We start from the raw sequence: 21,358 nt of genomic DNA, 5'->3' as shown, positions 1-21,358 counted from the left end.
CCCGCCGTATGTCACGTCATGTCACGCGAGGTCGGGCCGTTCCGTCGGCCCGGCCGTGCGTCCCACCCGATCGGAAAGAACTCATGCTGGAGCAACGCTCGTTCCGCGACATACTCGGCCGGTTCACCACGGGAGTGGTACTGGTCACCGCCGACACGGCCGAAGGCCCCAAGGGCATGGCGGTCAACTCCTTCACCTCCGTCTCCCTCGACCCGCCGCTGGTCGCCCTGTGCGCCGCGGACACCTCCTCGACCTGGCCGGCGATCCGCGAGGCCGGCTCCTTCGCGGTCACGATCCTCGGCGACCAGCACGCGGAGCTGTGCCGCCTGTTCAGCACCAAGGGCGCCGACCGCTTCGCATCGGGCGCATGGTCCACGACCCGGGCCGGGCACCCCATCCCCGCCGACGGTCTCGGCTGGCTGGACTGCCGTATCTCCACGGTCCATCCGGCGGGCGACCACGAACTGGTCATCGCCGAGGCCCTGGAAGGCGCCCTGACGGCCCAGGCGGGCCCCCTGGTCTTCCACGCAGGCCGCTTCACAGCCCTGGCAGCGGCCTGACCCGCCCCCTCCGGATACGTCCCGACGGCACCCCGCCACCACTCCCTCGATCACCGGCCCGGCACAGGCACCAAGTCCTGCGGGGGCACCGGGCCGACACGGGCACCGAGCCCCGCACGGGGCACCGAGCCGGCCGGACACCGAGCCCACAGGGACACGGGCCCAGCAAGGGCACCGGGCCGACACGAGCACCGAGTCACACACGGGCGCCGACCCGGCCGGACACCGAGTCCGCAGGGACGCCAGGCCAGCACAAGCACCAAATCCCGCACGGGCACCGAACCCCGCACGGGCACCGGGACGGCCAGGCACCGAGTCCGCGGGGACACCGAGCCAGCACAAGCACCCAGTCACGACAGGCACCAGGCCCAGCACAGGCACCGGATCCCCCACGGACACCGAGCCGACACGGGCACCGGGCCGGCCGGACGCCGAGTCCGCAGGGACACCGAGCCCAGCACAGGCACCGAACCCCGCACGGGCACCGAGTCCGTAGAGACACGGGCCCAGCACAGGCCCCCGGATCCCATCCGCGGGCACAGCCCTGGCCATGGCTACGGGTCCCGTTCCGGCACCGGGCACGGCCGTTGTACCGGCCAGGCCGCCAGGCAGGACGCGGCACCCCGTCGCTCACCACCCGCCACCACCCGCACCCGCACCCGCACCCGCACCTACCCTCCCCTCCCGCCACTCGCCGATCCGAGGCCACCGGCGTCCTCGGCCCGGTGTGGGGCCCAGCCCGACGTGACGGTCCGCCCGGCCCGGGACCTGGACCCGCCCGTCAGGGGGCCCGAGCCCTCTTGCACGGGTCCGCCCACCCGGGGCCCCGACCCGCCCCCGGGATCCGACTCCGACACTCCGCCCTGCCCCGGACCTGGCCCCGCCCGGGACCCGCCCCGGGACGCGTTCGTCGCGTCGACGCCCATGAGAAAGGCAACCGCGTGTCCCACACCGATCCGATACCCGAGGCGCTCACCCTCCCCCTGCCGCCGGATGCCGGGCCGGAGGCCGACCTCCGCTTCGTCCGGACCGCCCCGCGTCACCTCGTCGACCGCAGTGCCGTGGCCGAGGTGCTGATCACCGACTGGCGGCGGCTGGGCCCCGACGCGTTCCGGCTGGGCGCGCAGTGGCCGCGCGGGCACCACTTCTACGCCCCCATCGCGGGTGCCTGGTACGACCCCCTGCTCACAGCGGAGTCGCTACGGCAGGCCTCCGTCCTGGTCGGCCAGACGTACTACGGCGTCCCGGCGGACCATCACTTCACCATCGCCGAACTGGAGTTCGAGGTCGTGCCGGGTGTCATCCTGCTCGGCACCCGCCCCGCCGAGATGCGCCTGGAGGCCGCGGCCACAGCCGTCCGGGGCACCACGCACCGCCACGGCCCCCCGACCGCACTCACCCTGGAGGCCGACCTCCTGCGCGGCGATGACTTCGCCGGCGCGGGACGGCTGACACTGCGCACCTCCGCCCCCCGGGACCCCGCCGCAGGGGAGGGCGGCGGGTACCCGCCCCTGCCCGACCCCGTGCCGCCCGCGATCGTGGGCCGCCTCGACGAACGCGACGTCGTCCTCGGCGTCCCCCGCTCCGCCGCCGCCCGCCGGAGCCTGAACTGGGACCTGCGGATCGACCCCGGCCACCCGGTGCTCTTCGACCACCCCACCCACGAGATCCCCGGCATGGTGCTCCTGGAGGCCGCCCGCCAGGCCGTACAGGCGGCCTGCGCCCCGTACCGCGTCCTCCCCGTGGAACTGCGCAGCGCCTTCCACTTCCCCCTGACCCTGGACCTCCCCTGCCGCATCTCCGCGACCAGGCTCCCCGCGCAGGACGCGAACGAGGACGCCGCGCTCCGGGTCACCGCGTGGCAGTCCGGCCGACTCGCCTTCGACAGCCTCGTGGTGGCGAGCCTGTGCGACTGAAGGAGGACTGGAAGGATCTTCCGGACACTTCTAGGGCGTCGGGTCGCCGTCGTTCCCGCCCGGCTTCGGCTCGGCCAGCTGTGCCGTGCAGTAGGCCGTGACGTTCCGCTCGCCGCCCGCCGCCGCCACGAGACGCTGCCAGACCGTCTCGTCCACGCCCTGGCCGTTTCCTCCGATCTCCTGGTAGTCGCGGCAGTCGTCCTCGGTGGCCGGGGCGGGGGCCGGGCGTGCGGAGCCGTCGTCCGCCGGGAAACCCGTCGCGCCGATCACCCCCATGGCGACACCGACCAGCAGCAGACCGGCGAACAGCACGGAGAGCATCGTCCGCAGGGACGGCGGCAACGGGTGGCCCCGTCCCCCGGGCCCCCGGTCGTCCCCGCGGCGGGCGCGGCCGCGGTGGGCCCCGGCGTCCCGAGCGGCCCGGAACGCGGCCACGGCCCGCCGCTCGGCCTCGGGGTCGACCCCGTCCCGGACGAGGGAGGCGACGATCAGCGCCTTGACGTCGGCGTCGGGAAGGGCGGGGCGGGAACGACGGCCGGGAAGCCCGCCGCCGTTCTGCCGTTCACCCATGTCCGATTCCGTTCCTGCTCGAGTCCTGCTCGGTTCCTGCTCGGTTCCTGCTCGGTTCCTGCTCGGTTCCTGCTCGATCCGCTCGCCCGCACGGCCGCCGGGCCACCAGTACGTGCCGCGCGTCCGGCCTGTTCAGGACGGAACGACCGCGCGGACCCGTCGACCCCGCCGCCCCCGCCGGAGAAGCTGAGCATCGTTCACGTCGACTCCCCCAGCGTCCGGGGAGCCTCATCCGTCACACCCTCCGCGCCCAACTGCCGGGCGAGGCGCCTCAGCCCCCGGTACGCGGCCGTGCGCACCGCGCCCGGCCGCTTGCCCAGGACGCGCGCGGCGGCCGGGCCGTCGAGGCCGACCACGACTCGCAGCAGCACGGCCTCGGCCTGGTCGCGAGGCAGCCCGCGGACCAGCTCCAGGGCGTGCTCGGTGGAGAGTCCCTCCAGCGCCTGGTCGTGCGTGCTGTGCGGCCCGGGCAGGTCCAGGACGTCCTGTTCCAGCACGGCCGGCCGGGGCCGTACCCGCTGCCGGCGCAGATGATCCAGCGCCCGGTGCCGGGCGATGGTCGCCGTCCAGCCGCGGAAACCGGGCCCGTCGCCCTGGAACCGCCCCAGGTCCCGGGCTATCTCCAGCCAGGCGTCGGACGCCACGTCCTCCGCGTCGTCCCCGACCAGGCCGCGCAGATAGCCGAGCAGGCCGGGCTGCACGAGCCGGTAGGCGACCGCGAAGGCCGCCTCGTCTCCCTGCTGGGCCCGCGCGACGGCCGCGCCCAGTTCCCCGTCGTACGCCCGCATGCGCCGGGGCGCCGCTCCCTGACCCACGTACCGTCCCCGTCCGTACCGAGTGCGCGCCCTCCCGTACCACGCCCCCACGGTGATCAGCGCCGGTGCGGGCGGAAGTGTCACAGCGCGTCAGGCGCCCGGCGGCCGACCACCGTTCGGGTCATCCCGACCCGCCGTCCTCGGGAGCGCCGGCCCGCGGAGGTTTGGGCCAAGTGACGTACCGGGGAGCTCTGCACGGGATGCAACCGCCCCACGAAAGGCGAGCGCCGTATGCCCTCTCCCCTCCTGCGCACCGCCGTCGCCACCGCTCTGGCCCTCGGTGCCCTCGGTCTGGCCCAGCCCGCCCGGGCCTCGTCCGCGGACGGCGTGTACACCGTCCGGGTGCCGGACGGTGATCCGCACAAGCGCTCCCTCGCGCCGCGCACCACCGAGCCGTTCAGCATGGTCGGGGTCACCTGGGCGGACCCGGACGCCGCCCTGGACGGCACCGCGTATGTGCGCACCCGCTCCCGCGAGAGCGGCGAGTGGAGCGCGTGGCGGGCCCTGGACACCGATGTGCGCACGCCCGAGAGCGGCCCCGACCACGACCACTCCGGGGTGCGCGGCGGCACCCAGCCGCTGTGGACCGGGCCCTCGGACGGCGTCCAGGTGCGTGTCTCGGGCGGGCGGCTGCCGCAGGGGCTGCGCGTCGAACTGGTCGACCCGGACGGCGGTTCGGACGCCGTGCACACCTCGGTCGTCGAACCGGGCGTCCCCGAACCCGGTGCCCCCGAGCCCGGTGCCGTCGAACCGGCCCCCGGAGCGCCCCTGGCCGCCCGACCCACCGTGACGTCGCGCTCCGCCTGGGGCGCCGACGAGTCCCTGGTGAAGGACCCGCCCACCTACACCACCGGCACCCAGGCGATGTTCGTCCACCACACGGCGGGCACCAACGACTACACCTGCTCCCAGTCGGCGTCGGTCGTGCGCGGTGTGTTCCTGTACCACGTGCAGAGCAACGGCTGGAACGACATCGGCTACCACTTCCTCGTCGACAAGTGCGGAACCGTCTTCGAGGGCCGGGCGGGCGGCATCGACAAGCCCGTCCTCGGCGCGCACACCTACGGTTTCAACACCGCGACCAGCAGCGTGTCGGTGCTCGGCGACTACTCCACGGCGACCACCAACGCCGCGGTGCGCGCGTCGGTCGCCAAGGTGGCGGCCTGGAAGCTCGGCCTGTACGGCCACGACCCGGCCGGGACCGTGGTGCTGACCTCCGGTGCCGACAACGGCAAGTACCAGGCGGGCCAGAAGGTCACGCTGAACCGCGTCTCCGGGCACCGCGACGGCTCTCCGACGGAGTGCCCCGGACAGAACCTCTACGACGACCTGCCCGAGATCCGCTCCCTCGCCTCGAAGGCCGGCACGCTCGCCGCACCGCAACCGGCGACGCAACCGGAACCGGCACCCGAACCGGCCCCGGAGCCCGCACTCGAGCCGGACTGGGAAGGGGACCTCGCCGAGCTGGGGATCGAGGGCGTGCTCGCGCGCTGACGCTACCGCCGGGGCGCCGTGCCCACCGCGTCCCGGCAGAGCAGCCGCAGCGAACCGTGACCGCCGTAGCAGCGGCGGGCCTCGTCGATCGGGTCCCAGAGGCGCCCGTCGGGGGTGCGGATCCAGTGGTCGCCGCCAGTGGCCCACCACTCGGCCCCGCCCTGGCGTGCCATCACCTCACCGGCATACGCCCCGAACCCGCGCAACACCTCCTCCACGGCCGCGTACGGCGCTCCTTCCCGCCGTATCCCCTCGATCATGCGGTCGATGCTCCACAGACTCTGTGCCGAGTAGTCGAGGCGCAGTCGTGCTCCCTCGCGCATCGTCGCCACTGTGTCCGCCGCCCACCGCAGCGGCTTCGCAGCCGCCGATGGCCTGGTCTCCTGCTGAGTCGTCACACCCCTTCAATGCGCTGCGGGGCGGTGTTTCGTCACGCGAAAACGGCGACTTCCCCGAAGTGGTGCAGGACCGCCCCACCTCGGCCTTACGACAGTCACAGGACTCTTTCAGGAACGGGGTTTAGGTCGGTCGGGGTGCCCCGACGGGCCTCAGCCCTGTTGCCGGGTCCGGCGGGAGACCACGGCGCGCAGCACCCGGCGTCCCTCCGTCGACACCTCCAGCGCCCGCCGCAGCCCGGCCGGCCCGTGTCCGGCCAGGACCTCGAGGACGGTGACCTGGCGGCGCAGTTCGGCGGCGACGAGCGGCGACATGCCCTCCGTACGGCCCTGGCGACGGGTGTCGACCGAGGAGGCCTCGTCCTGGGCGGTGTCGAGGAGGCGGTGGATCTGGAGGGAGGCGACGGAGCAGGCGTCGGCCCACACCCGCACCTCGGCGGCGGACCGCTCGGCGGGGGCGGCCTCGAGCATCCGGTGGGCGAGCGCGACCGCCTCGTCCCCGTCGCCCGCGGCGTCCAGCTTCCCGCGCGCCTGCTCAAGACCGTCACCCCAGTCGCCGGCACCGGCGTCGTCGGTGAGGCTCGCCCACAGCGGCCGCAGGATCTCGTCGTCGCCGCCCAGCAGGGGCACGCACCGATCCAAACAAGCCAGCCCGCTCGCGGCCAGCCCGCGTTCGTCGGCCTGTGCGATCAACTCCACCAGGCTCATCCACGCCTCCCTCCGCGGGCCATCTCCGGGGCCCTACCAGGCCGCTATCAGCCCTCACCCCTCACGGAACCCGCACTTCCCCTTACTGCGCGCAACAGCCCCGGAGTGTCACAGGGGCACCACGCCCAGTCGGTCGAGGAAGCGGAAGAATAGGTTTTCGGCCAGAGGATCAGGGTCTGAAGTCAGTACGTCCACCAGCGCGTCGGCGTTCACCTCATGTCCGGCCTCGGCGGCCCAGCGCACCGCGCGCTCGGCGGCGTCGCGGGGTTCGAGGAAGTAGTCCTCCAGCGTGAGGCCCTCCCGGTCCGCGCCTAAGTAGCCGGCCATCGCGGTCCGCGCGAGGCACGTCGTCCACGCCCCGCTCTCCGGCGCCGCGGCCTCCAGCACCACGCACTCGCTGTTCATGACGTACCCGAACAGCGAGGGCGCCCCGGTCTCCCGGGCGAGGTCGTTCATGCTCCCGATGTCGCCGTCGCCGCTCGGGTACTCCCACAGCTGCCAGCCGCCCGGCGCCGAGCTGTGCGGTGTCATACCGCCCTCGGCACCCGGCAGCGCGGCCAGCTCCGCCAGCGGCTGCTCCGCTCTCCCCACGACGAAGTAACCCCAGTAGCCCATGTTCCGGTTCCCCCCGGCATATTCGATCCGACTCCCGTCAGAAGACCACCACAGTCGTACGGGAGTTCGCAGCCGTATGGGCCAATTCGTGGGGAGTCAGCCGAGCCTGTCCGCCAGCGCCCGGAACTCCGCCCACGACAGCTCGGGCCTGTCCGGGTCCCACAGCTTCTGGACGGTCGCCCGCAGCGGCATCCGGATCCCGTCCGCCACCTGGTCCTGCGTCTGCGAGTCGGCCAGGTCGCACCAGACGGCGAAGTTCCCGCCGAGGATCTGCCCGTCGTAGCGCTCCGGCACGGCCGTGGTGCCGCGCAGCACCCGTGGCGTCCACTGCTCGTAGATCCGCTGCCCCGTCGGATAGACGAAGGTCTGCGGCTCGCCGAGCACGTAGTACAGGTACTCGTCGTTGTAGTTGATCACCTTCCGGCCCGCCCGCAGGTACTCCAGGGGCTCCCGGGCGCCGATCTCCTTGCCGGTCCAGTAGGCGACCTGGATGTCCTTGTCGGGCTCGACGGACGTGCCGCGGAAGAATCCGTCGTTCCACGCGCGCGGGGTGCGGTCGCGCTCGCGGACGGTGGCGGCCCGGTCGTTGAGCCAGCCCGTGGTGAGGTCGGCGACCGTGGCGCCGGAGCCGTACTTCTTCTGCGCCGCGGCGGCCAGCTGCGGGAACGCCGCCTCCGGGTCGGAGCGGACCAGCGCCTGGTACTCGTCGGCCCCGAGATGCCAGGGCTTGCCGGGGAAGAGCTCCGCGTACTCGTTCAGCAGCTCGTCGACGATCTCGGCGCTCTCGGGCTTGGAGATGTCGATGGCGCCCTGCACCGCCGACCCCTGCGCGGTGCGCAGCTGGAGGTCGGGGTGGGCGCGCAGGACCGCGCCCAGGTGCCCGGGCGAGTCGATCTCGGGCACGACGGTGATGTGCCGGCTCTCCGCGAGGTCGATGATCTTCCGCACCTGCGCCTTGGTCAGATGCGGCTGGGACACGATGTCCGGCTGCGTGTCGGACTCGATCCGGAACCCCTGGTCGTCGGAGAAGTGCAGGCCCAGCTCGTTGAACTTCAGATCGCCCAGCTCCCGGACCCGGTCCTCGATCCAGCCGGCCGTGAAGTTCTTGCGCGCGATGTCCAGCATGAAGCCGCGCTGCGGCTTGGCCGGCTCGTCGCGCACCACGCCCTCGGGCGCCGTCCCGCCGTCGTGGGTCTCCTGCTTGAGCGTGCGGGTGCCGTAGAAGACGCCCGCGTCGGCGGGCCCGGTGATCTCCGCGCGCCCGTCGCGCACGGTCATGACGTACGACTCCGGGTTCGCCTTCTTGTCGCCCCCGAGCGCCAGCCGCAGGTCCCCGGCGCGCCGGTCGTCCTTCTCGCCCGCGTACGTCAGCCCCAGCTCGCCGGCGACCAGCCGTCCCTCGTCGGCCAGCGAGGCGTCGTCCACGACCACGCGGTTGCCGCTCTCGGGCTGCCAGCCCGGGCCGCGCGCCGGCTCGTGGTCGCGCACGGCGGGGATCGTCCGCGGCGCCTTGGACAGGGCGTACGAGCGGGTCGGGCTCGGGCTGCTCTCCGGCGAGGTGCCGCGCGGGGCGGCGGCGGTCCGACCGTCGGAGGGTCTGGCCTCGGCCCCTGTGGAACCGCCGTCGCCGTCCGAGGCCGCCCAGAGCCCGAGACTCACCCCGGCCGCGACCATGACCAGTGCGACGGCCATGGCCACGACCAGCACTGGCCGCTGTTTCACCTGCTTCGCCGTTTCCCGGCGCCTGTGCTGACTCACACGGCCAACCTAAAACCCCATGGCGTGCGGCGCGCGTCCACCACACGTTCCGAAACTCTCTCGCCCGGGTGAAATTCGGGCATCCGTCGGACACGTCTCGGTCGCACTCGATAGCGTGACGTCACATCTCTCACACCTTGCCCTGCCGACACACGTGACGCCCACGAGGATCCACGCTGCCCGCGCACCGTCTCCCAGACCTTCCCGGCCGAGCCGCCATACCGGTGGAGCATGTCAACGCGGCCTCCGCGCAGGAACTGGAGCAGACGCTCCTCACCTGCTTGCGCAGCCACCGCTGGTCCCGGCGTGTCGCGGAACACCGCCCCTATCCGGACCTGGCCTCCCTGCTCGCCGCCGCAGACGAGGCGGCGTACGACCTGGCCTGGGGCGACCTCACGGAAGCCCTGGCGGCCGAGCCCCTGCCCGCGCTCCCGCCGGACACCTACGCCGCGGCCCACACCGCCCTCAGCGCGGCCTACGCCGCCTACGAGGCCCGCTTCGGCCATGTGTTCGTCATCTGCCTGGACGGCCTGACCCCGGACGAGACCCTGGACCACCTCCTGGAAGCCATCCGGTCACGATTGACCAACGATCCCGAGGAAGAGCGGACAGTGGTGGCCGACGAACTCCGCCGCCTGGCGAAGGAACGGCTGGTCGACGCCCTCAGGGGCGCGGGGAACTGCGCGATCGACCACAACGAACCCGCACCCGGCAGATAACGGGAAATCACACCCCAGAAGCCGCAGACGCTAGCCCGTAAGCATGCCAGTTTGATCACACAGCCAGACCCCCGCTAAGCCCAGCGGCAGCGCATCGCTACGATGCTGGGGGCCGGTGGACCGTACCCGGCCGGGCCCGACCGACACACCAAGCCGGCGCGGCCCCAATCCCCGCTCCCGGAGGAAACTTCCGTGCCGGCTGGAACGCTGTACCGCGGCCGGGAAGGAATGTGGTCCTGGGTGGCTCATCGAGTCACCGGCGTCCTCATCTTCTTCTTCCTGTTCGTTCACGTGCTGGACACCGCTCTCGTCCGCGTGTCCCCTGAGGCCTACGACACCGTCGTGGCCACGTACAAGACGCCGATCGTCGCGCTGCTGGAGTACGGCCTCGTCGCCGCCATCCTCTTCCACGCGCTCAACGGCCTGCGCGTCATCGCCGTCGACTTCTGGACCAAGGGCGCGCGGTACCAGAAGCAGATGCTCTGGACCGTCGTCGCCCTGTGGGCCGTGCTGATGCTCGGGGCGATCTACCCCGTCCTCGGCCACGCCGCTCGTGAACTCTTCGGGAGCTGACGCCAATGTCCACGTCTGAGAAGACCGCCGCCGGCGTCGGCCCCGTCGAGGGCGGCGCCGTCTACACCGTCGACAACCCGGCCCCCTTCATCGAGGCCCCGCGCAAGCGCACCAAGAAGACCCCGAAGTCCACGCGGGGCAACTTCGAGCTGGCCGCCTGGCTGTTCATGCGCCTGTCCGGCGTGGTGCTGGTCGTGCTGGTCCTCGGCCACCTGCTGATCCAGCTCGTGCTGGACGGCGGCGTGTCGAAGATCGGCTTCGCCTTCGTGGCGGGCCGCTGGGCGAGCCCCTTCTGGCAGGTCTGGGACCTGCTGATGCTGTGGCTCGCGATGCTGCACGGCGCCAACGGCCTGCGCACGGTCATCAACGACTACGCGGAGCGCGCGAACACCCGGCTGTGGCTCAAGGGCCTGCTCTACACCGCCACGGTGTTCACCATCCTGCTGGGCACGCTGGTGATCTTCACCTTCGACCCGAACATCCGCTAGGCACGGGGCTGCGAGAATCATGAAGATCCACAAGTACGACACCGTCATCGTCGGCGCCGGTGGCGCGGGCATGCGCGCCGCCATCGAGTCGACGAAGCGCAGCCGCACCGCGGTCCTGACCAAGCTGTACCCCACCCGCTCCCACACGGGCGCCGCGCAGGGCGGCATGGCCGCCGCGCTGGCCAACGTGGAGGAGGACAACTGGGAGTGGCACACCTTCGACACGGTCAAGGGCGGTGACTACCTGGTCGACCAGGACGCCGCCGAGATCCTGGCGAAGGAGGCCATCGACTCCGTCCTCGACCTGGAGAAGATGGGCCTGCCGTTCAACCGCACCCCGAACGGCACCATCGACCAGCGCCGCTTCGGCGGTCACAGCCGTAACCACGGCGAGGCCCCGGTCCGCCGCTCCTGCTACGCGGCCGACCGCACCGGCCACATGATCCTCCAGACGCTGTACCAGAACTGCGTCAAGGAGGGCGTGGAGTTCTACAACGAGTTCTACGTCCTGGACCAGCTGATCACCGAGGTCGACGGCGTCAAGAAGTCGGCCGGTGTGGTGGCGTACGAGCTCGCCACCGGCGAGATCCACGTCTTCCAGGCGAAGTCCGTGGTCTACGCGTCCGGCGGCTGCGGCAAGTTCTTCAAGGTGACGTCCAACGCGCACACGCTGACGGGCGACGGCCAGGCCGCGGTCTACCGCCGGGGTCTGCCGCTGGAGGACATGGAGTTCTTCCAGTTCCACCCGACCGGCATCTGGCGCATGGGCATCCTGCTGACGGAGGGCGCCCGCGGTGAGGGCGGCATCCTCCGCAACAAGGACGGCGAGCGCTTCATGGAGAAGTACGCGCCGGTCATGAAGGACCTCGCGTCCCGTGACGTCGTCTCCCGCTCCATCTACACGGAGATCCGGGAAGGCCGCGGCTGCGGCCCCGAGGGCGACCACGTCTACCTGGACCTGACGCACCTCCCGCCGGAGCAGCTGGACGCGAAGCTCCCGGACATCACCGAGTTCGCGCGCACCTACCTCGGCATCGAGCCCTACACGGACCCGATCCCGATCCAGCCCACGGCGCACTACGTCATGGGCGGCATCCCGACGAACGTCGAGGGTGAGGTCCTGGCGGACAACACCACCGTCGTCCCGGGCCTGTACGCGGCCGGCGAGGTCGCCTGCGTGTCCGTGCACGGCGCCAACCGCCTCGGCACCAACTCGCTGCTGGACATCAACGTGTTCGGCAAGCGCGCGGGCATCGCCGCCGCGGAGTACGCGCAGACGGCGGAGTTCGTCGAGCTGCCGGAGAACCCGGCGGAGCTCGTGGTCGAGCAGGTGGAGCGGCTGCGTGACTCCACCGGCACCGAGCGTGTGACGGCGATCCGCCGCGAACTGCAGGACACCATGGACGCCAACGTCATGGTGTTCCGCACCGAGCAGACGATCAAGACGGCGGTCGAGAAGATCGCGGAGCTGCGCGAGCGGTTCAAGAACGTGTCGATCCAGGACAAGGGCAAGCGGTTCAACACGGACCTGCTGGAGGCCATCGAGCTGGGCAACCTGCTCGACCTCGCCGAGGTCATGGCGGTCTCCGCGCTCGCCCGCAAGGAGTCCCGCGGCGGTCACTACCGCGAGGACTACCCGAACCGCGACGACGTCAACTTCATGCGGCACACCATGGCGTACCGCGAGGTCGGCGCCGACGGTTCCGAAACCGTCCGTCTCGACTACAAGCCGGTCGTCCAGACCCGCTACCAGCCGATGGAGCGTAAGTACTGATGGCTACCCCTGTTGTGGACAAGGCGGAAGCGGCCGGCCAGCCCGAGCCCGGCTTCGCCGACTCCCCCTACATCACCGTCACCTTCCGGGTCCGCCGCTTCAACCCGGAGGTCTCGGCCGAGGCGACCTGGGAAGACTTCCAGCTGGAGATCGACCCCAAGGAGCGCGTCCTCGACGGCCTCCACAAGATCAAGTGGGACGTCGACGGCACGCTGACGTTCCGCCGCTCCTGCGCGCACGGCATCTGCGGCTCCGACGCCATGCGGATCAACGGCAAGAACCGCCTCGCGTGCAAGACGCTGATCAAGGACATCAACCCCGAGAAGCCGATCACGGTCGAGCCCATCAAGGGCCTCACGGTCCTGAAGGACCTCGTGGTCGACATGGAGCCGTTCTTCCAGGCGTACCGCGACGTCATGCCCTTCCTCATCACGAAGGACACGAACGAGCCGACGCGTGAGCGCCTTCAGTCGGCCGAGGACCGCGAGCGCTTCGACGACACCACGAAGTGCATCCTGTGCGCCGCGTGCACGTCCTCCTGCCCGGTCTTCTGGAACGACGGCCAGTACTTCGGCCCGGCGGCCATCGTCAACGCGCACCGCTTCATCTTCGACTCGCGCGACGAGGCCGGAGAGCAGCGCCTGGAGGTCCTCAACGACCGCGACGGCGTCTGGCGCTGCCGCACGACCTTCAACTGCACGGACGCCTGCCCGCGCGGCATCGAGGTCACCAAGGCGATCGCGGAGGTGAAGCGAGCGCTGATCACGCGCCGCTTCTGAGTTCGCGTTCCGCAGTCCTTCGAGGGCCCCGTTTCCACTGGGAACGGGGCCCTCGGGCATATGCCACACCATCGGGTGAAGGAGGCTGAGAGGGACGCTCGGGGGGTGTCCGACCTACGATGATGCTCTCGACACCAGCCACGGGAGGCACCTGATGTCCGCTGCAGCCGTCGAGCGGCCTTACGGAAAGCGTCCGCTGATCGCGGAGGCCAACCGGCTCATGGAGCGCAACCCGGGCTACCGAGTCGAGATCATCGGAGGCCAGATCCTCGTGTCCCCACCTCCCGACGGCCCTCACGGCGATGTGATGACCGATCTGACGCTGCCCCTCATCGCGGCCGGCCTCCACGGGACGGAGTCACGACTGATCCAAGGCATCGGCCTCTGGTTGCCGACCGGGACGGAGGACTACGCGATCCCGGACTTGTCCCTGGTGGACGCCGACTACCGGGACCACCTCATCGAGAACAACTGCTACGACCCCGTCTGCTTCCGCATGGTCCTGGAGGTCACCTCCAGCAACTACCGGACCGACCTGCGCACCAAGGTCACCGCGTACGCGGAGGCGAAGGTCCCGGTGTATGTCATCGTCGACCGCAAACACCAGCGCCTCCACGTCCTCACCGCCCCCGCCGGGGACAAGTACGAGAACCATCGTCCCCATGCCCCCGGCGAACTCGTCACACTCCCCGACTCCATCGGCGCCGAGGTCACCCTCGATGTCGCCGCGATTCTGAAGGCGGGACAGTCAGGGGCGCACGACTGAGCGCAGCACTTGGAACCGGCCAGATCCAAGCCGGAACCGGCCACCTACCCCTGCTGCTCCTGTGGCTGATGGGGTTGAGCGTCACCAAACTGTCGCCCATGCCCTCCTGAGGAACGCCCTCCCCGGTCCTCGCGCGGGAGGACTCGACTGCCTCCCCCTCGGGCCAGCGGCGACCGTCATAATGCGCTGTACGAACTTGCTCTGCGCACTAGCCTCCGCAAGGGCGCACTCCTCGACCTCGACGGCGGCACCGCCACCGTCCACCGCTCTCTCCAGCGCACCCGCAGCCAAGGGCTGACCGTCCTGACCACCAAGACCCTCGCATCCGAATGCCGCATCGCCCTCCCCGCCGAATGCATCAGCTCCCTCAAGATTCATCAGGAACGGCAGGAAGAAGAGCGTCAGGCGGCCGGAACGGGCTGGACGGACAAGGGGCTCGTCTTCACTACCCCGCAGGGCAGGCCCCGCTCGACCCCACCAACCTCACCCGCCGCTTCCGCCGCCGCCTCCTCCACAGCGCAGGGCTGCGGACGATCCGCTTCCACGACCTTCGACACTCGACCGCGACACTGCTCCTGGAACACGGCGTCGACCTCGTCGTCATCAAGGAACTCCTCGGCCACGCCCACATCGGCGTCACCGCCACCTTCTACGCCCACGTCCGCCTCCGCCTCCACCTCCACCTCCACCTCCGCCTCCGCCTCCGCCTCCGCCTCCGCCTCCAGCGTCAGGCCATCGACGCCCTCGGCAGCATCCTCGGTCCGACCGACGCCCCGGACGACCGCTCACCGCAGCCTTCGTCCGCTGACGTTGCCGTCAACTACTGCCGTCAAGAGCCCCAGAGGCCCCGCCGGATTCAAGAATTCCCGGCGGGGCCTCTGGCTTGTTCAAACTGACAGCTCCTGCTGCGCCTTGGCATACGAATTAGCCGGGACAAGCTCGGACATCTTCCTGAAGAAGATCATCCCAGCCGCTTTGACAGCCTCCAGGAAATCCACGGATGAAGCATTTACCGTCTTCGTTTCTTCGCCAATCTTGGCGGTCACCAAGACGCGAGGCCCTGCAGCCCGAAAGGAGAGTTTGATCGGCTGATCTGGGAAATATGTCTCCGCGTAACCCGATGACCGCATTTTCGTCACCATCTCGGCGATATAACACCAGAGCTGGTCAACGTAGTCCCACTCTTCAGTGCCGATGATTTCCAATCCATCAACGGACAGCCGAATGGCACCTTCAATGTAGTCAAGGTCGGGCGGCGGGGTGCGGCAGGCTTCCACCTGCACGAACCCACCGTCCGCACCTTTCAGGAACGTCTCAATCTCAACCACGTCTCAGGCCCTTCGATGATGGTTATTCCGGATAGAACTGGCCCACTCGACCTCTATTCATGCCGAGTACGTAATCGACGCCGTTGACGTTCCCGCGAATTGGATAAATGCCTTGACTGCCTCGCTGAACCAGCTCATCGCGGTTCTGCCGCATGACTTGACCGATAGCGCCTTGGACGTCATCAACACTCATGCTCGAATCGAAGAAGGTCTGTGTTTTCTTCACCGAGCCATCCCAATACTTCGGGTGATGACGAGTGAGGATGTGCTCCATTCCCTTCTTATCCAGCAAGAAGGACTGATTACCGAACTGGAACCGCTGACTGCTCCAGCCCCGGAGAGCGGGAAGGCATCCTCCACTGTTATGAACCAGAACCGGCGTCTGTCCAGCGAGTACATAGTACGTATGCAGGTCATCAACCGTGAGGTTGTAAGTCCGCGCCTGCTTCGTGAACGGCCGGTTGCCCGTGACGACGACGGTGTCGCCGTCTTCCGTGAGCAGAGCCACGCCTGGCTTGAGGTCGCCCGCCTCGATCCAGTCATGCTCGGACGGGGACCAGAAGGGGTGCTCGTGGGTCGCGGTGAGTTTCTCTACACCGTCATCCGTGACGATGGACAGTTCGTTGAAATGTTTGTCGGCTTCCGTCCGGATGAGCCGGGTGACCTTCCGGGGACCGGTCTTGCCCGTTTCCGGGTCGGTGGCCTGGACGGCGTCGCCGACCTCGATGTCCTCGATGTCCTCGGTGGTGCCGTCGGCCATGAGGACGTCGGTGCCTGCGAGGAAGCACTGGCAGCCGCCCGGCGGCTTGGCCCTGCCTCGGACACCCGCCCCCGGGATGCCCAGCCCGCCCCAACCGAACTCGAAGAAGCCACCGGCCACGACCTGCATGAAACTCGCGGCGGTGCCCTCAGGGCAGATCTTGCCTCCCCGACAGGCCATGTACAGCCAGCGCCGCACCTGCGTCTGCTGGGCGGGGTTGGTGCGATCGCCGAGGTACTCGGGCGTGGACCCGTTGGTGTTCCTCGTGCCCAGCCACAAGTCGTAGAAGCGGTTGCGCACCTTCTGCCAACCCGGGAAGCTCTTCGGGATGTAGACGCCCGGGAAGATCTGACGCTTGCCGGTTCCAGGAACGACGTGTTCGTAAGGGAGTTCCTGGTAGACAGGGCTCGACTTCGCCGGCTTGGTCACCTCGCCGTTCGTGGCGCCGCCCTTGCCTTCACCCCCGCCGCACAGGTCAACAGGGCACAGGCCGGAAGGGTCGGACTGGCTGACCGGGCTGTTGTTGGCGTAGGCGTACCCGTTCATCTGCAGCGGGTCCGCGATGTCGATGATCGGGTCTGCCGAGAGGAAGCGGCCGGAGGTGTGGTCGTATTCGCGGGCGCCCATGTGCGTCAGGCCCGTGGACGTGTCGTCGATGCCCACGCCCAAGTAGCCGCGCTTGTTGGGCCAGGTGGACGGTTTGGTGCCGCGCGTTTCGCCGTACGGCTTGAACGCGCGGCGGGTGACCGGCTGGCCGGTCGCGAGTTCGACGGAGGTGTTCGCCGTTCCCAGGTGGTCGGCTATGAGCGTGCTGACCTTGTGGCCCGTGGTCGTGCCGTTGGCCGTCGTGCGGACCGCCGTGGGGGCGCCCGGCTGGGTGTAGGAGCGGGAGGCGCGCACCATCGCGCCTGTGCCGTCCGTCGTCAGTTCGGTTTCGCCCAGGTACAGCGTCGAGCCCGAGGGCGAGTTCTCCAGCAGGCGGTTGCCGTCGGCGTCGTAGACGTACGTCGTCTTCTTGCCGTCGTCCGTGATGGAGTCGAGCTTGTTCTCCGGCGTCCAGGTCAGGGTCTGCGTGGCGTTGTGCAGGTCCCGGACCGTGGTGTTGCCCGTGGCGTCGTAGGTGTAGCCGCTGTCCTTGCCGGATGGCGTGGAGCTGATCCAGGTCATGGTGTGCGGCTGGGTCTGGTGCGAGGAAGTACCGGTGCCGGCGACCGTCTTGCCGTAGCCGTATGTGTAGGTGAGGTTCTTCGTCGCGTCGGCCGGGTCGTGCTCCGTGAGCGTCGCACGGTTGCCGAGCCAGTCGAAGGTGAACGACTGGTGGTAGGCCGTCGTACCCGTGGCCACCGTGCTGGTGTCCGGGGCCGCCGCCGCGAGCGAGGAGGCGAGGGAGGCGTCGGGGGTCGTCGCGTCCGAGGCCGCGTCGGCGGCGTCGGCGACCGGGCCTGAAGAGGACGCGTACGAAGTGTGAGGGCCCCACGCGGTGCCGTTCGCCGCCTTGCAGCCGGTGCCGGCGCGGGTCGGTTCGGTCTTCGACGTCCAGGCGTGCGCCAGTTCGCCCATCACGTCGTACGTGAAGCACTGGGTGTCCCATGTGCTGCCCGTCGCTTCGCTGAGTTCGCGCGCGTTGGAGGTGATCGTGCCGGTCGCGTCGTAGGAGTAGTAGCTGTCCGTGATGCGGTGCGGGCCCGCCGTCTCCCGGTCGGCCACCGTGCGCTGGAGTCGGCCGGTGTGCGGATCCACGAAGTTGGTCGTCCAGACACGGTTCGGCTGAGCGCCCGAGACCGTGCGCAGCACCTCGCCATCGGGTGAAACGCTGACTTGTGGGGCCGGGGCCGTCTTCGTCGAAGACGGCCCCGGCCCTTCTGTCTTTCAACTCGGGGGCGCATCTTGAACACGTTCAAAAATAGGTCTACAGTCTCCCTCGACAGCGTTTTGAACGTGTTCAAGAAGGGTGGGGCAATGGACCGCACGGTCATCGCCTACGTCATCTACCTGGTGGTCAGCGTCGCGTTGACGGTCTGGGTGGCTCGCACGCTCAGCCGGAACGGGAAGGTGTTCCTCGCCGACGTGCTGCACGGCAACGAGAAGCTCGCCGATGCCGTCAACCACCTGCTGGTGGTCGGGTTCTATCTCGTCAACCTCGGGTTCGTCGCGCTGTATCTGAGCGGGGACGAGACCATCACCGACACACGCGGCGTCTTCGAGGCCCTGTCGACGAAGCTCGGTGTGGTGCTGCTGGTGCTCGGTGTGATGCACCTGGCCAACGTCTATGTGCTGAACCGGATCCGGCGGCGGGGTGTGATGGAGCGGGAGCAGGTGCCGCCCGTGCCGCCGCAGGGCTGGGCGGCTCCGTCGGCCCGGGCCTGAGCGGAGGACCGGGTGAACGCCACCGCACCGGTCCGCCGGCTCACCGTCCTGTACGACGCCGAGTGCTCCCTGTGCGCGTTCGTGCGCGACTGGCTCCTGCGGCAGCCGCAGCTGGTGCCGCTGGAGCTGGTCCCGGCCGCTTCCGAGGAGGCCCGGCGGCGGTTTCCCGGACTCGATCACGGCGCCACCCTCGACGAGATCACCGTCGTCGGCGACGCCGGGCAGGTCTACCGGGGGCCCGCCGCCTGGATCGTCACCCTGTGGGCGCTGCGCGAGCACCGGCCGCTCGCCCACCGGCTGAGCACCCCGTCCGGCGCCGTGCTCGCCAAGGGCGCGGTGCTGGCCGCCGCGAAATGGCGCGGGACGCAGTGGGGCGGGACGCGGTGGGGCGGCCGGGTGTACCGGCGGGCGGACGGGTGGGCGTACGCCCCGGATGCCGGCTGGACCTACAGCGCGCCGGGCTGCGCCGACGGCACCTGCGCCCCTCGGTAGCCGCACCGGTGCTGACGTTAGGCTCTCTTCCCGTGCCCGCGAAGAACGACGGCCCCGACGACGGCGCCACCCCCACGAAGTCCGAGCAGACCCGCGCCCTGATCCTGGAGACGGCCATGCGGCTGTTCCAGGAGCGCGGCTACGACAAGACGACGATGCGGGCCATCGCCCAGGAGGCCGGGGTCTCCGTCGGCAACGCGTACTACTACTTCGCGGGCAAGGAGCACCTGATCCAGGGCTTCTACGACCGGATCGCCGCCGAGCACCAGGTGGCGGTCCGGGAGATCCTGGACCGGGAGACCGATCTGGAGACGCGTCTGGCGGGTGTGCTGCGGACCTGGCTGGACATCGCCGCGCCCTACCACGAGTTCGCGGTGCAGTTCTTCAAGAACGCCGCCGACCCGGACAGCCCGCTCAGCCCCTTCTCCCCCGAGTCGGAGCACGCGCGCGTGGAGGCCATCAGCGTCCACAAGGAGGTGCTGGCCGGGGCGACGAAGACGAAGGTGCCCGAGGAACTGCGCGACATCCTTCCCGAGTTGATGTGGCTGTCCCAGATGGGGCTCGTCCTGTACTGGATCTTCGACCGTACGGAGGGACGGGAGCGCAGTTACCGGCTCGCCGAGCGCGGTGCCCGGCTCACCTCCAGGGGCGTCGCCCTGGCCCGCTTCCGGGTGCTGCGGCCCCTGGTGCGGGAGGTGCACGAGCTGTTCACGGACTTCCTGCCGGGGATGACCCGGGCGATCCCCGACCCGGCGGCGCGGCGCACCGAGTCCTAGGGCCACGCGGGGCGCCTCGGAGCCTTCAGAGCCTTGTGAGGCTCCAGAGGCGGAACACGCCCGTGCCGTCCGAGAGGTACTGGCCGCCGCCGATGTCCTCGGTGGTGACGACGTACTCCTTCGCCTGCCACAGCGGGAGCACCGGCACGTCCCGCGCGACGGTCTGCTGCACCTCGCGGAAGTCCCGGTCGGCCTCGCCGCGGTCGGCGTAGCGCTGGCTGTCCTTGATGAGCCGGTCCACGGTCTTGCTGCTGTAGCCGGTGTTCATGGCGCTGCCGGTGCCGACGAGCGCGGCGCCGAAGGTGTCCGGGTCGGGGAAGTCGGCGACCCAGCCGACGGCGTACGCGTCGAGCTTGCCGTCCGCCCACCGCTTCTGGAAGGCGGTCCACTCGTAGCCCTGGAGGGTGACCTTGAAGAGTCCGCTCGCCTCCAGCTCCCGTTTGATCTCGGCGCCCTCCTGGGCCCCGGCGCCGCGGCCCTTGGCGTAGCCGTAGGTGATGCGGACCGGCAGGGTGACACCGGCCTTGGTGAGCAACTGCCGTGCCTTCTTCGCGTCCTGCGCGGGATAGTCGTCGAAGAACGAGGCGGTGTGGCCGGTGAGGCCCGCCGGGATCAGGGAGTACAAGGGGTCCACGGTGCCGTCGTAGACGGTGGCGGCCAGCCGTTCGCGGTCGATCAGCCACGCCATGGCCTGGCGGACCTTGGCGTTGTGCAGGGGCTTGCCCGCACGGGTGTTGAAGTACAGGTTGCGGGTCTCGGAGCCGTCCGCCTCGAAGACGCGCTGGGCCGGGTCGCTGGGGTTCAGGCCGGCGAGGACCTCGGGCGGCAGCCGGCGGGTCGCGACCTCGACCTGTCTGTCCTTCCAGGCGGTGTCGAGGGCGCCGGGGCTGTCGTAGTAGCGCAGCTCGACGGGGCGGTCCGCGCCGCCCTTGACGGCGCCCTCATAGCCGGTGTCGGGCGTGAGGACCGCCTTGTCGTTCTTCGTGTAGGAGGTGAGGGTGTACGGGCCGGTGCCGTCGACACCGTTGTCGGTACGCAGGCCTGCGGCCGGGTACGCGGTGTGGTCGACGATCGAGCCGGCGCCGGTGGCGACCTTGAACGGGAAGGTCGCGTCGGGCGAGGACAGGTGGAAGGTGACGGTCAGCCGGTCGGCGCTCACGGAACCGAGGGTGTCGAACAGGGGTGCCGGGCCGACGGGCGACTTGATCCTCAGAATCCGGTCGAAGGAGTACTTCACGTCCTCGGCGGTCATCGTCCGGCCGCTCGGGAAGGTGAGGCCGGAGCGCAGGTCGCAGCGGTACGTCGTCAGGTCGCCGCCGGTGAACGCGCAGCTCTTCGCCGCGTCCGGCACGGGTGCGGTGCCGCCGGGCGTGAAGGTGAGCAGCGACTGGAAGACGTTGCTGAACAGCGCCCAGGAGCCGGCGTCGTAGGCTCCGGCCGGGTCGAGTGAGGTGACGGCGTCCGTCGTACCCACCGTGACGGTCCTGCCGTCGCTCCTCGACGGCAGGAACTGCCAGGCGCCCACGCCCACGGCGGCCAGCACGAGCAGCCCCGCGAGTATCCGCATGCGAACCGATCGCATCGGCCTTGCCCTCCCCAGGCCCTTTGGGCCCTTGTGCCGGTGCCACACCCCTTCGTGGCGGCCTCACACAATCACAGGCTTTTGAGCCCGGGGAAGGGAGATCTGACGACTTGGGAAAGAACT

The 21,358-nt window shown here is 70.1% G+C and carries 20 protein-coding genes and 2 pseudogenes; 13 read left to right on the top strand and 9 right to left on the bottom strand.

All coding sequences use genetic code 11. The features are described from left to right. Positions 1-83: 83 nt before the first annotated feature. Together ACFT4A_RS29420 and ACFT4A_RS29415 are read left to right on the top strand one after the other, a co-directional pair. Entirely contained in the window at positions 84-560 is a 477-nt protein-coding gene (locus ACFT4A_RS29420) for a flavin reductase family protein (RefSeq protein WP_382835752.1), read from the top strand. A gap of 941 nt (positions 561-1,501) precedes the next feature. Next, on the top strand, positions 1,502-2,476 hold the full coding sequence (locus ACFT4A_RS29415; protein ID WP_382835750.1) for a ScbA/BarX family gamma-butyrolactone biosynthesis protein: 975 nt from the start codon (positions 1,502-1,504) through the stop codon (positions 2,474-2,476). A 30-nt stretch (positions 2,477-2,506) separates the two neighbouring features. On the opposite strand, the gene ACFT4A_RS29410 is transcribed toward ACFT4A_RS29415, so the two are convergent. Both ACFT4A_RS29410 and ACFT4A_RS29405 read right to left on the bottom strand, forming a co-directional pair. Further along, on the bottom strand, positions 2,507-3,046 hold the full coding sequence (locus ACFT4A_RS29410) for a hypothetical protein (RefSeq protein WP_382835747.1): 540 nt from the start codon (positions 3,044-3,046) through the stop codon (positions 2,507-2,509). 197 nt (positions 3,047-3,243) lie between these two features. Further along, complete coding sequence (locus tag ACFT4A_RS29405) at positions 3,244-3,861, bottom strand: RNA polymerase sigma factor (protein ID WP_382835744.1); 618 nt, start codon at positions 3,859-3,861, stop codon at positions 3,244-3,246. A 231-nt stretch (positions 3,862-4,092) separates the two neighbouring features. Between ACFT4A_RS29405 and ACFT4A_RS29400 the strand changes: the two genes are divergently transcribed. Further along, on the top strand, positions 4,093-5,355 hold the full coding sequence (locus ACFT4A_RS29400; protein WP_382835741.1) for an N-acetylmuramoyl-L-alanine amidase: 1,263 nt from the start codon (positions 4,093-4,095) through the stop codon (positions 5,353-5,355). A gap of 2 nt (positions 5,356-5,357) precedes the next feature. Here the strand turns inward: ACFT4A_RS29400 and ACFT4A_RS29395 are convergent, their stop codons facing one another. From ACFT4A_RS29395 to ACFT4A_RS29380, 4 genes are all read right to left on the bottom strand, one after another. Continuing rightward, a complete protein-coding gene (locus ACFT4A_RS29395; RefSeq protein ID WP_382835739.1) occupies positions 5,358-5,753 on the bottom strand; it encodes a hypothetical protein in 396 nt (131 codons plus the stop codon). 150 nt (positions 5,754-5,903) lie between these two features. Further along, entirely contained in the window at positions 5,904-6,458 is a 555-nt protein-coding gene (locus ACFT4A_RS29390; RefSeq protein WP_382835736.1) for a hypothetical protein, read from the bottom strand. A 108-nt stretch (positions 6,459-6,566) separates the two neighbouring features. Next, complete coding sequence (locus tag ACFT4A_RS29385) at positions 6,567-7,073, bottom strand: hypothetical protein (protein ID WP_382835734.1); 507 nt, start codon at positions 7,071-7,073, stop codon at positions 6,567-6,569. A gap of 96 nt (positions 7,074-7,169) precedes the next feature. Then, positions 7,170-8,747 (bottom strand): family 20 glycosylhydrolase, encoded by a 1,578-nt coding sequence (locus ACFT4A_RS29380; protein ID WP_382835802.1) that lies wholly within the window; start codon positions 8,745-8,747, stop codon positions 7,170-7,172. A gap of 308 nt (positions 8,748-9,055) precedes the next feature. Between ACFT4A_RS29380 and ACFT4A_RS29375 the strand changes: the two genes are divergently transcribed. The 7 genes and pseudogenes from ACFT4A_RS29375 to ACFT4A_RS29345 all read left to right on the top strand — a co-directional run. Continuing rightward, positions 9,056-9,550 carry a 2-oxo-4-hydroxy-4-carboxy-5-ureidoimidazoline decarboxylase gene (locus ACFT4A_RS29375; RefSeq protein ID WP_382835731.1) on the top strand — a complete coding sequence of 165 codons (495 nt, stop codon included), beginning with the start codon at positions 9,056-9,058 and terminating at the stop codon, positions 9,548-9,550. A 192-nt stretch (positions 9,551-9,742) separates the two neighbouring features. After that, a complete protein-coding gene (gene sdhC / locus ACFT4A_RS29370) occupies positions 9,743-10,123 on the top strand; it encodes a succinate dehydrogenase, cytochrome b556 subunit (RefSeq protein WP_184591193.1) in 381 nt (126 codons plus the stop codon). Positions 10,124-10,128: 5 nt separating this feature from the next. Further along, positions 10,129-10,611 carry a succinate dehydrogenase hydrophobic membrane anchor subunit gene (locus ACFT4A_RS29365; protein ID WP_020273764.1) on the top strand — a complete coding sequence of 161 codons (483 nt, stop codon included), beginning with the start codon at positions 10,129-10,131 and terminating at the stop codon, positions 10,609-10,611. A gap of 19 nt (positions 10,612-10,630) precedes the next feature. Next, entirely contained in the window at positions 10,631-12,385 is a 1,755-nt protein-coding gene (gene sdhA, locus ACFT4A_RS29360; protein WP_382835728.1) for a succinate dehydrogenase flavoprotein subunit, read from the top strand. Then, entirely contained in the window at positions 12,385-13,164 is a 780-nt protein-coding gene (locus ACFT4A_RS29355) for a succinate dehydrogenase iron-sulfur subunit (RefSeq protein WP_382835725.1), read from the top strand. Before sdhA ends, ACFT4A_RS29355 begins: the two co-directional genes overlap by 1 nt. Before the next feature lie 154 nt (positions 13,165-13,318). Beyond that, positions 13,319-13,930, top strand: a complete 612-nt coding sequence (locus ACFT4A_RS29350) for a Uma2 family endonuclease (RefSeq protein ID WP_382835722.1) — start codon at positions 13,319-13,321, stop codon at positions 13,928-13,930. A 96-nt stretch (positions 13,931-14,026) separates the two neighbouring features. Next, a pseudogene (locus ACFT4A_RS29345) lies at positions 14,027-14,742 on the top strand (site-specific integrase); the annotation flags it as partial. A 75-nt stretch (positions 14,743-14,817) separates the two neighbouring features. Here ACFT4A_RS29345 and ACFT4A_RS29340 read toward each other — a convergent pair. Further along, positions 14,818-15,258: a hypothetical protein gene (locus ACFT4A_RS29340; protein ID WP_382835720.1), complete on the bottom strand. Its 441-nt coding sequence runs from the start codon at positions 15,256-15,258 to the stop codon at positions 14,818-14,820. A gap of 349 nt (positions 15,259-15,607) precedes the next feature. Beyond that, positions 15,608-17,827 (bottom strand): annotated as a pseudogene (locus tag ACFT4A_RS29335) (polymorphic toxin-type HINT domain-containing protein); the annotation flags it as partial. A 150-nt stretch (positions 17,828-17,977) separates the two neighbouring features. Here ACFT4A_RS29335 and ACFT4A_RS29330 point away from each other — a divergent pair. Genes ACFT4A_RS29330 through ACFT4A_RS29320 form a run of 3 tightly spaced genes read left to right on the top strand, consistent with a single transcriptional unit; the run spans position 17,978 to position 19,653 of the window. After that, positions 17,978-18,385 (top strand): hypothetical protein, encoded by a 408-nt coding sequence (locus ACFT4A_RS29330; RefSeq protein ID WP_215119183.1) that lies wholly within the window; start codon positions 17,978-17,980, stop codon positions 18,383-18,385. A gap of 12 nt (positions 18,386-18,397) precedes the next feature. Beyond that, entirely contained in the window at positions 18,398-18,877 is a 480-nt protein-coding gene (locus ACFT4A_RS29325) for a thiol-disulfide oxidoreductase DCC family protein (protein WP_382835717.1), read from the top strand. Between the two features lie 32 nt (positions 18,878-18,909). Beyond that, positions 18,910-19,653, top strand: coding sequence for a TetR/AcrR family transcriptional regulator (locus ACFT4A_RS29320; protein ID WP_382835714.1), 744 nt, complete (start codon positions 18,910-18,912; stop codon positions 19,651-19,653). 25 nt (positions 19,654-19,678) lie between these two features. On the opposite strand, the gene ACFT4A_RS29315 is transcribed toward ACFT4A_RS29320, so the two are convergent. After that, entirely contained in the window at positions 19,679-21,220 is a 1,542-nt protein-coding gene (locus tag ACFT4A_RS29315; RefSeq protein WP_382835711.1) for an ABC transporter substrate-binding protein, read from the bottom strand. Positions 21,221-21,358 lie beyond the last annotated feature (138 nt).

The organism is Streptomyces sp. NPDC057099, assembly GCF_042671245.1.
GTDB classification, from domain to species: domain Bacteria; phylum Actinomycetota; class Actinomycetes; order Streptomycetales; family Streptomycetaceae; genus Streptomyces; species Streptomyces purpurascens.
The sequence above is the reverse complement of the archived record's forward strand: the minus strand, read 5'-3'. Positions and strand labels throughout refer to the sequence as shown.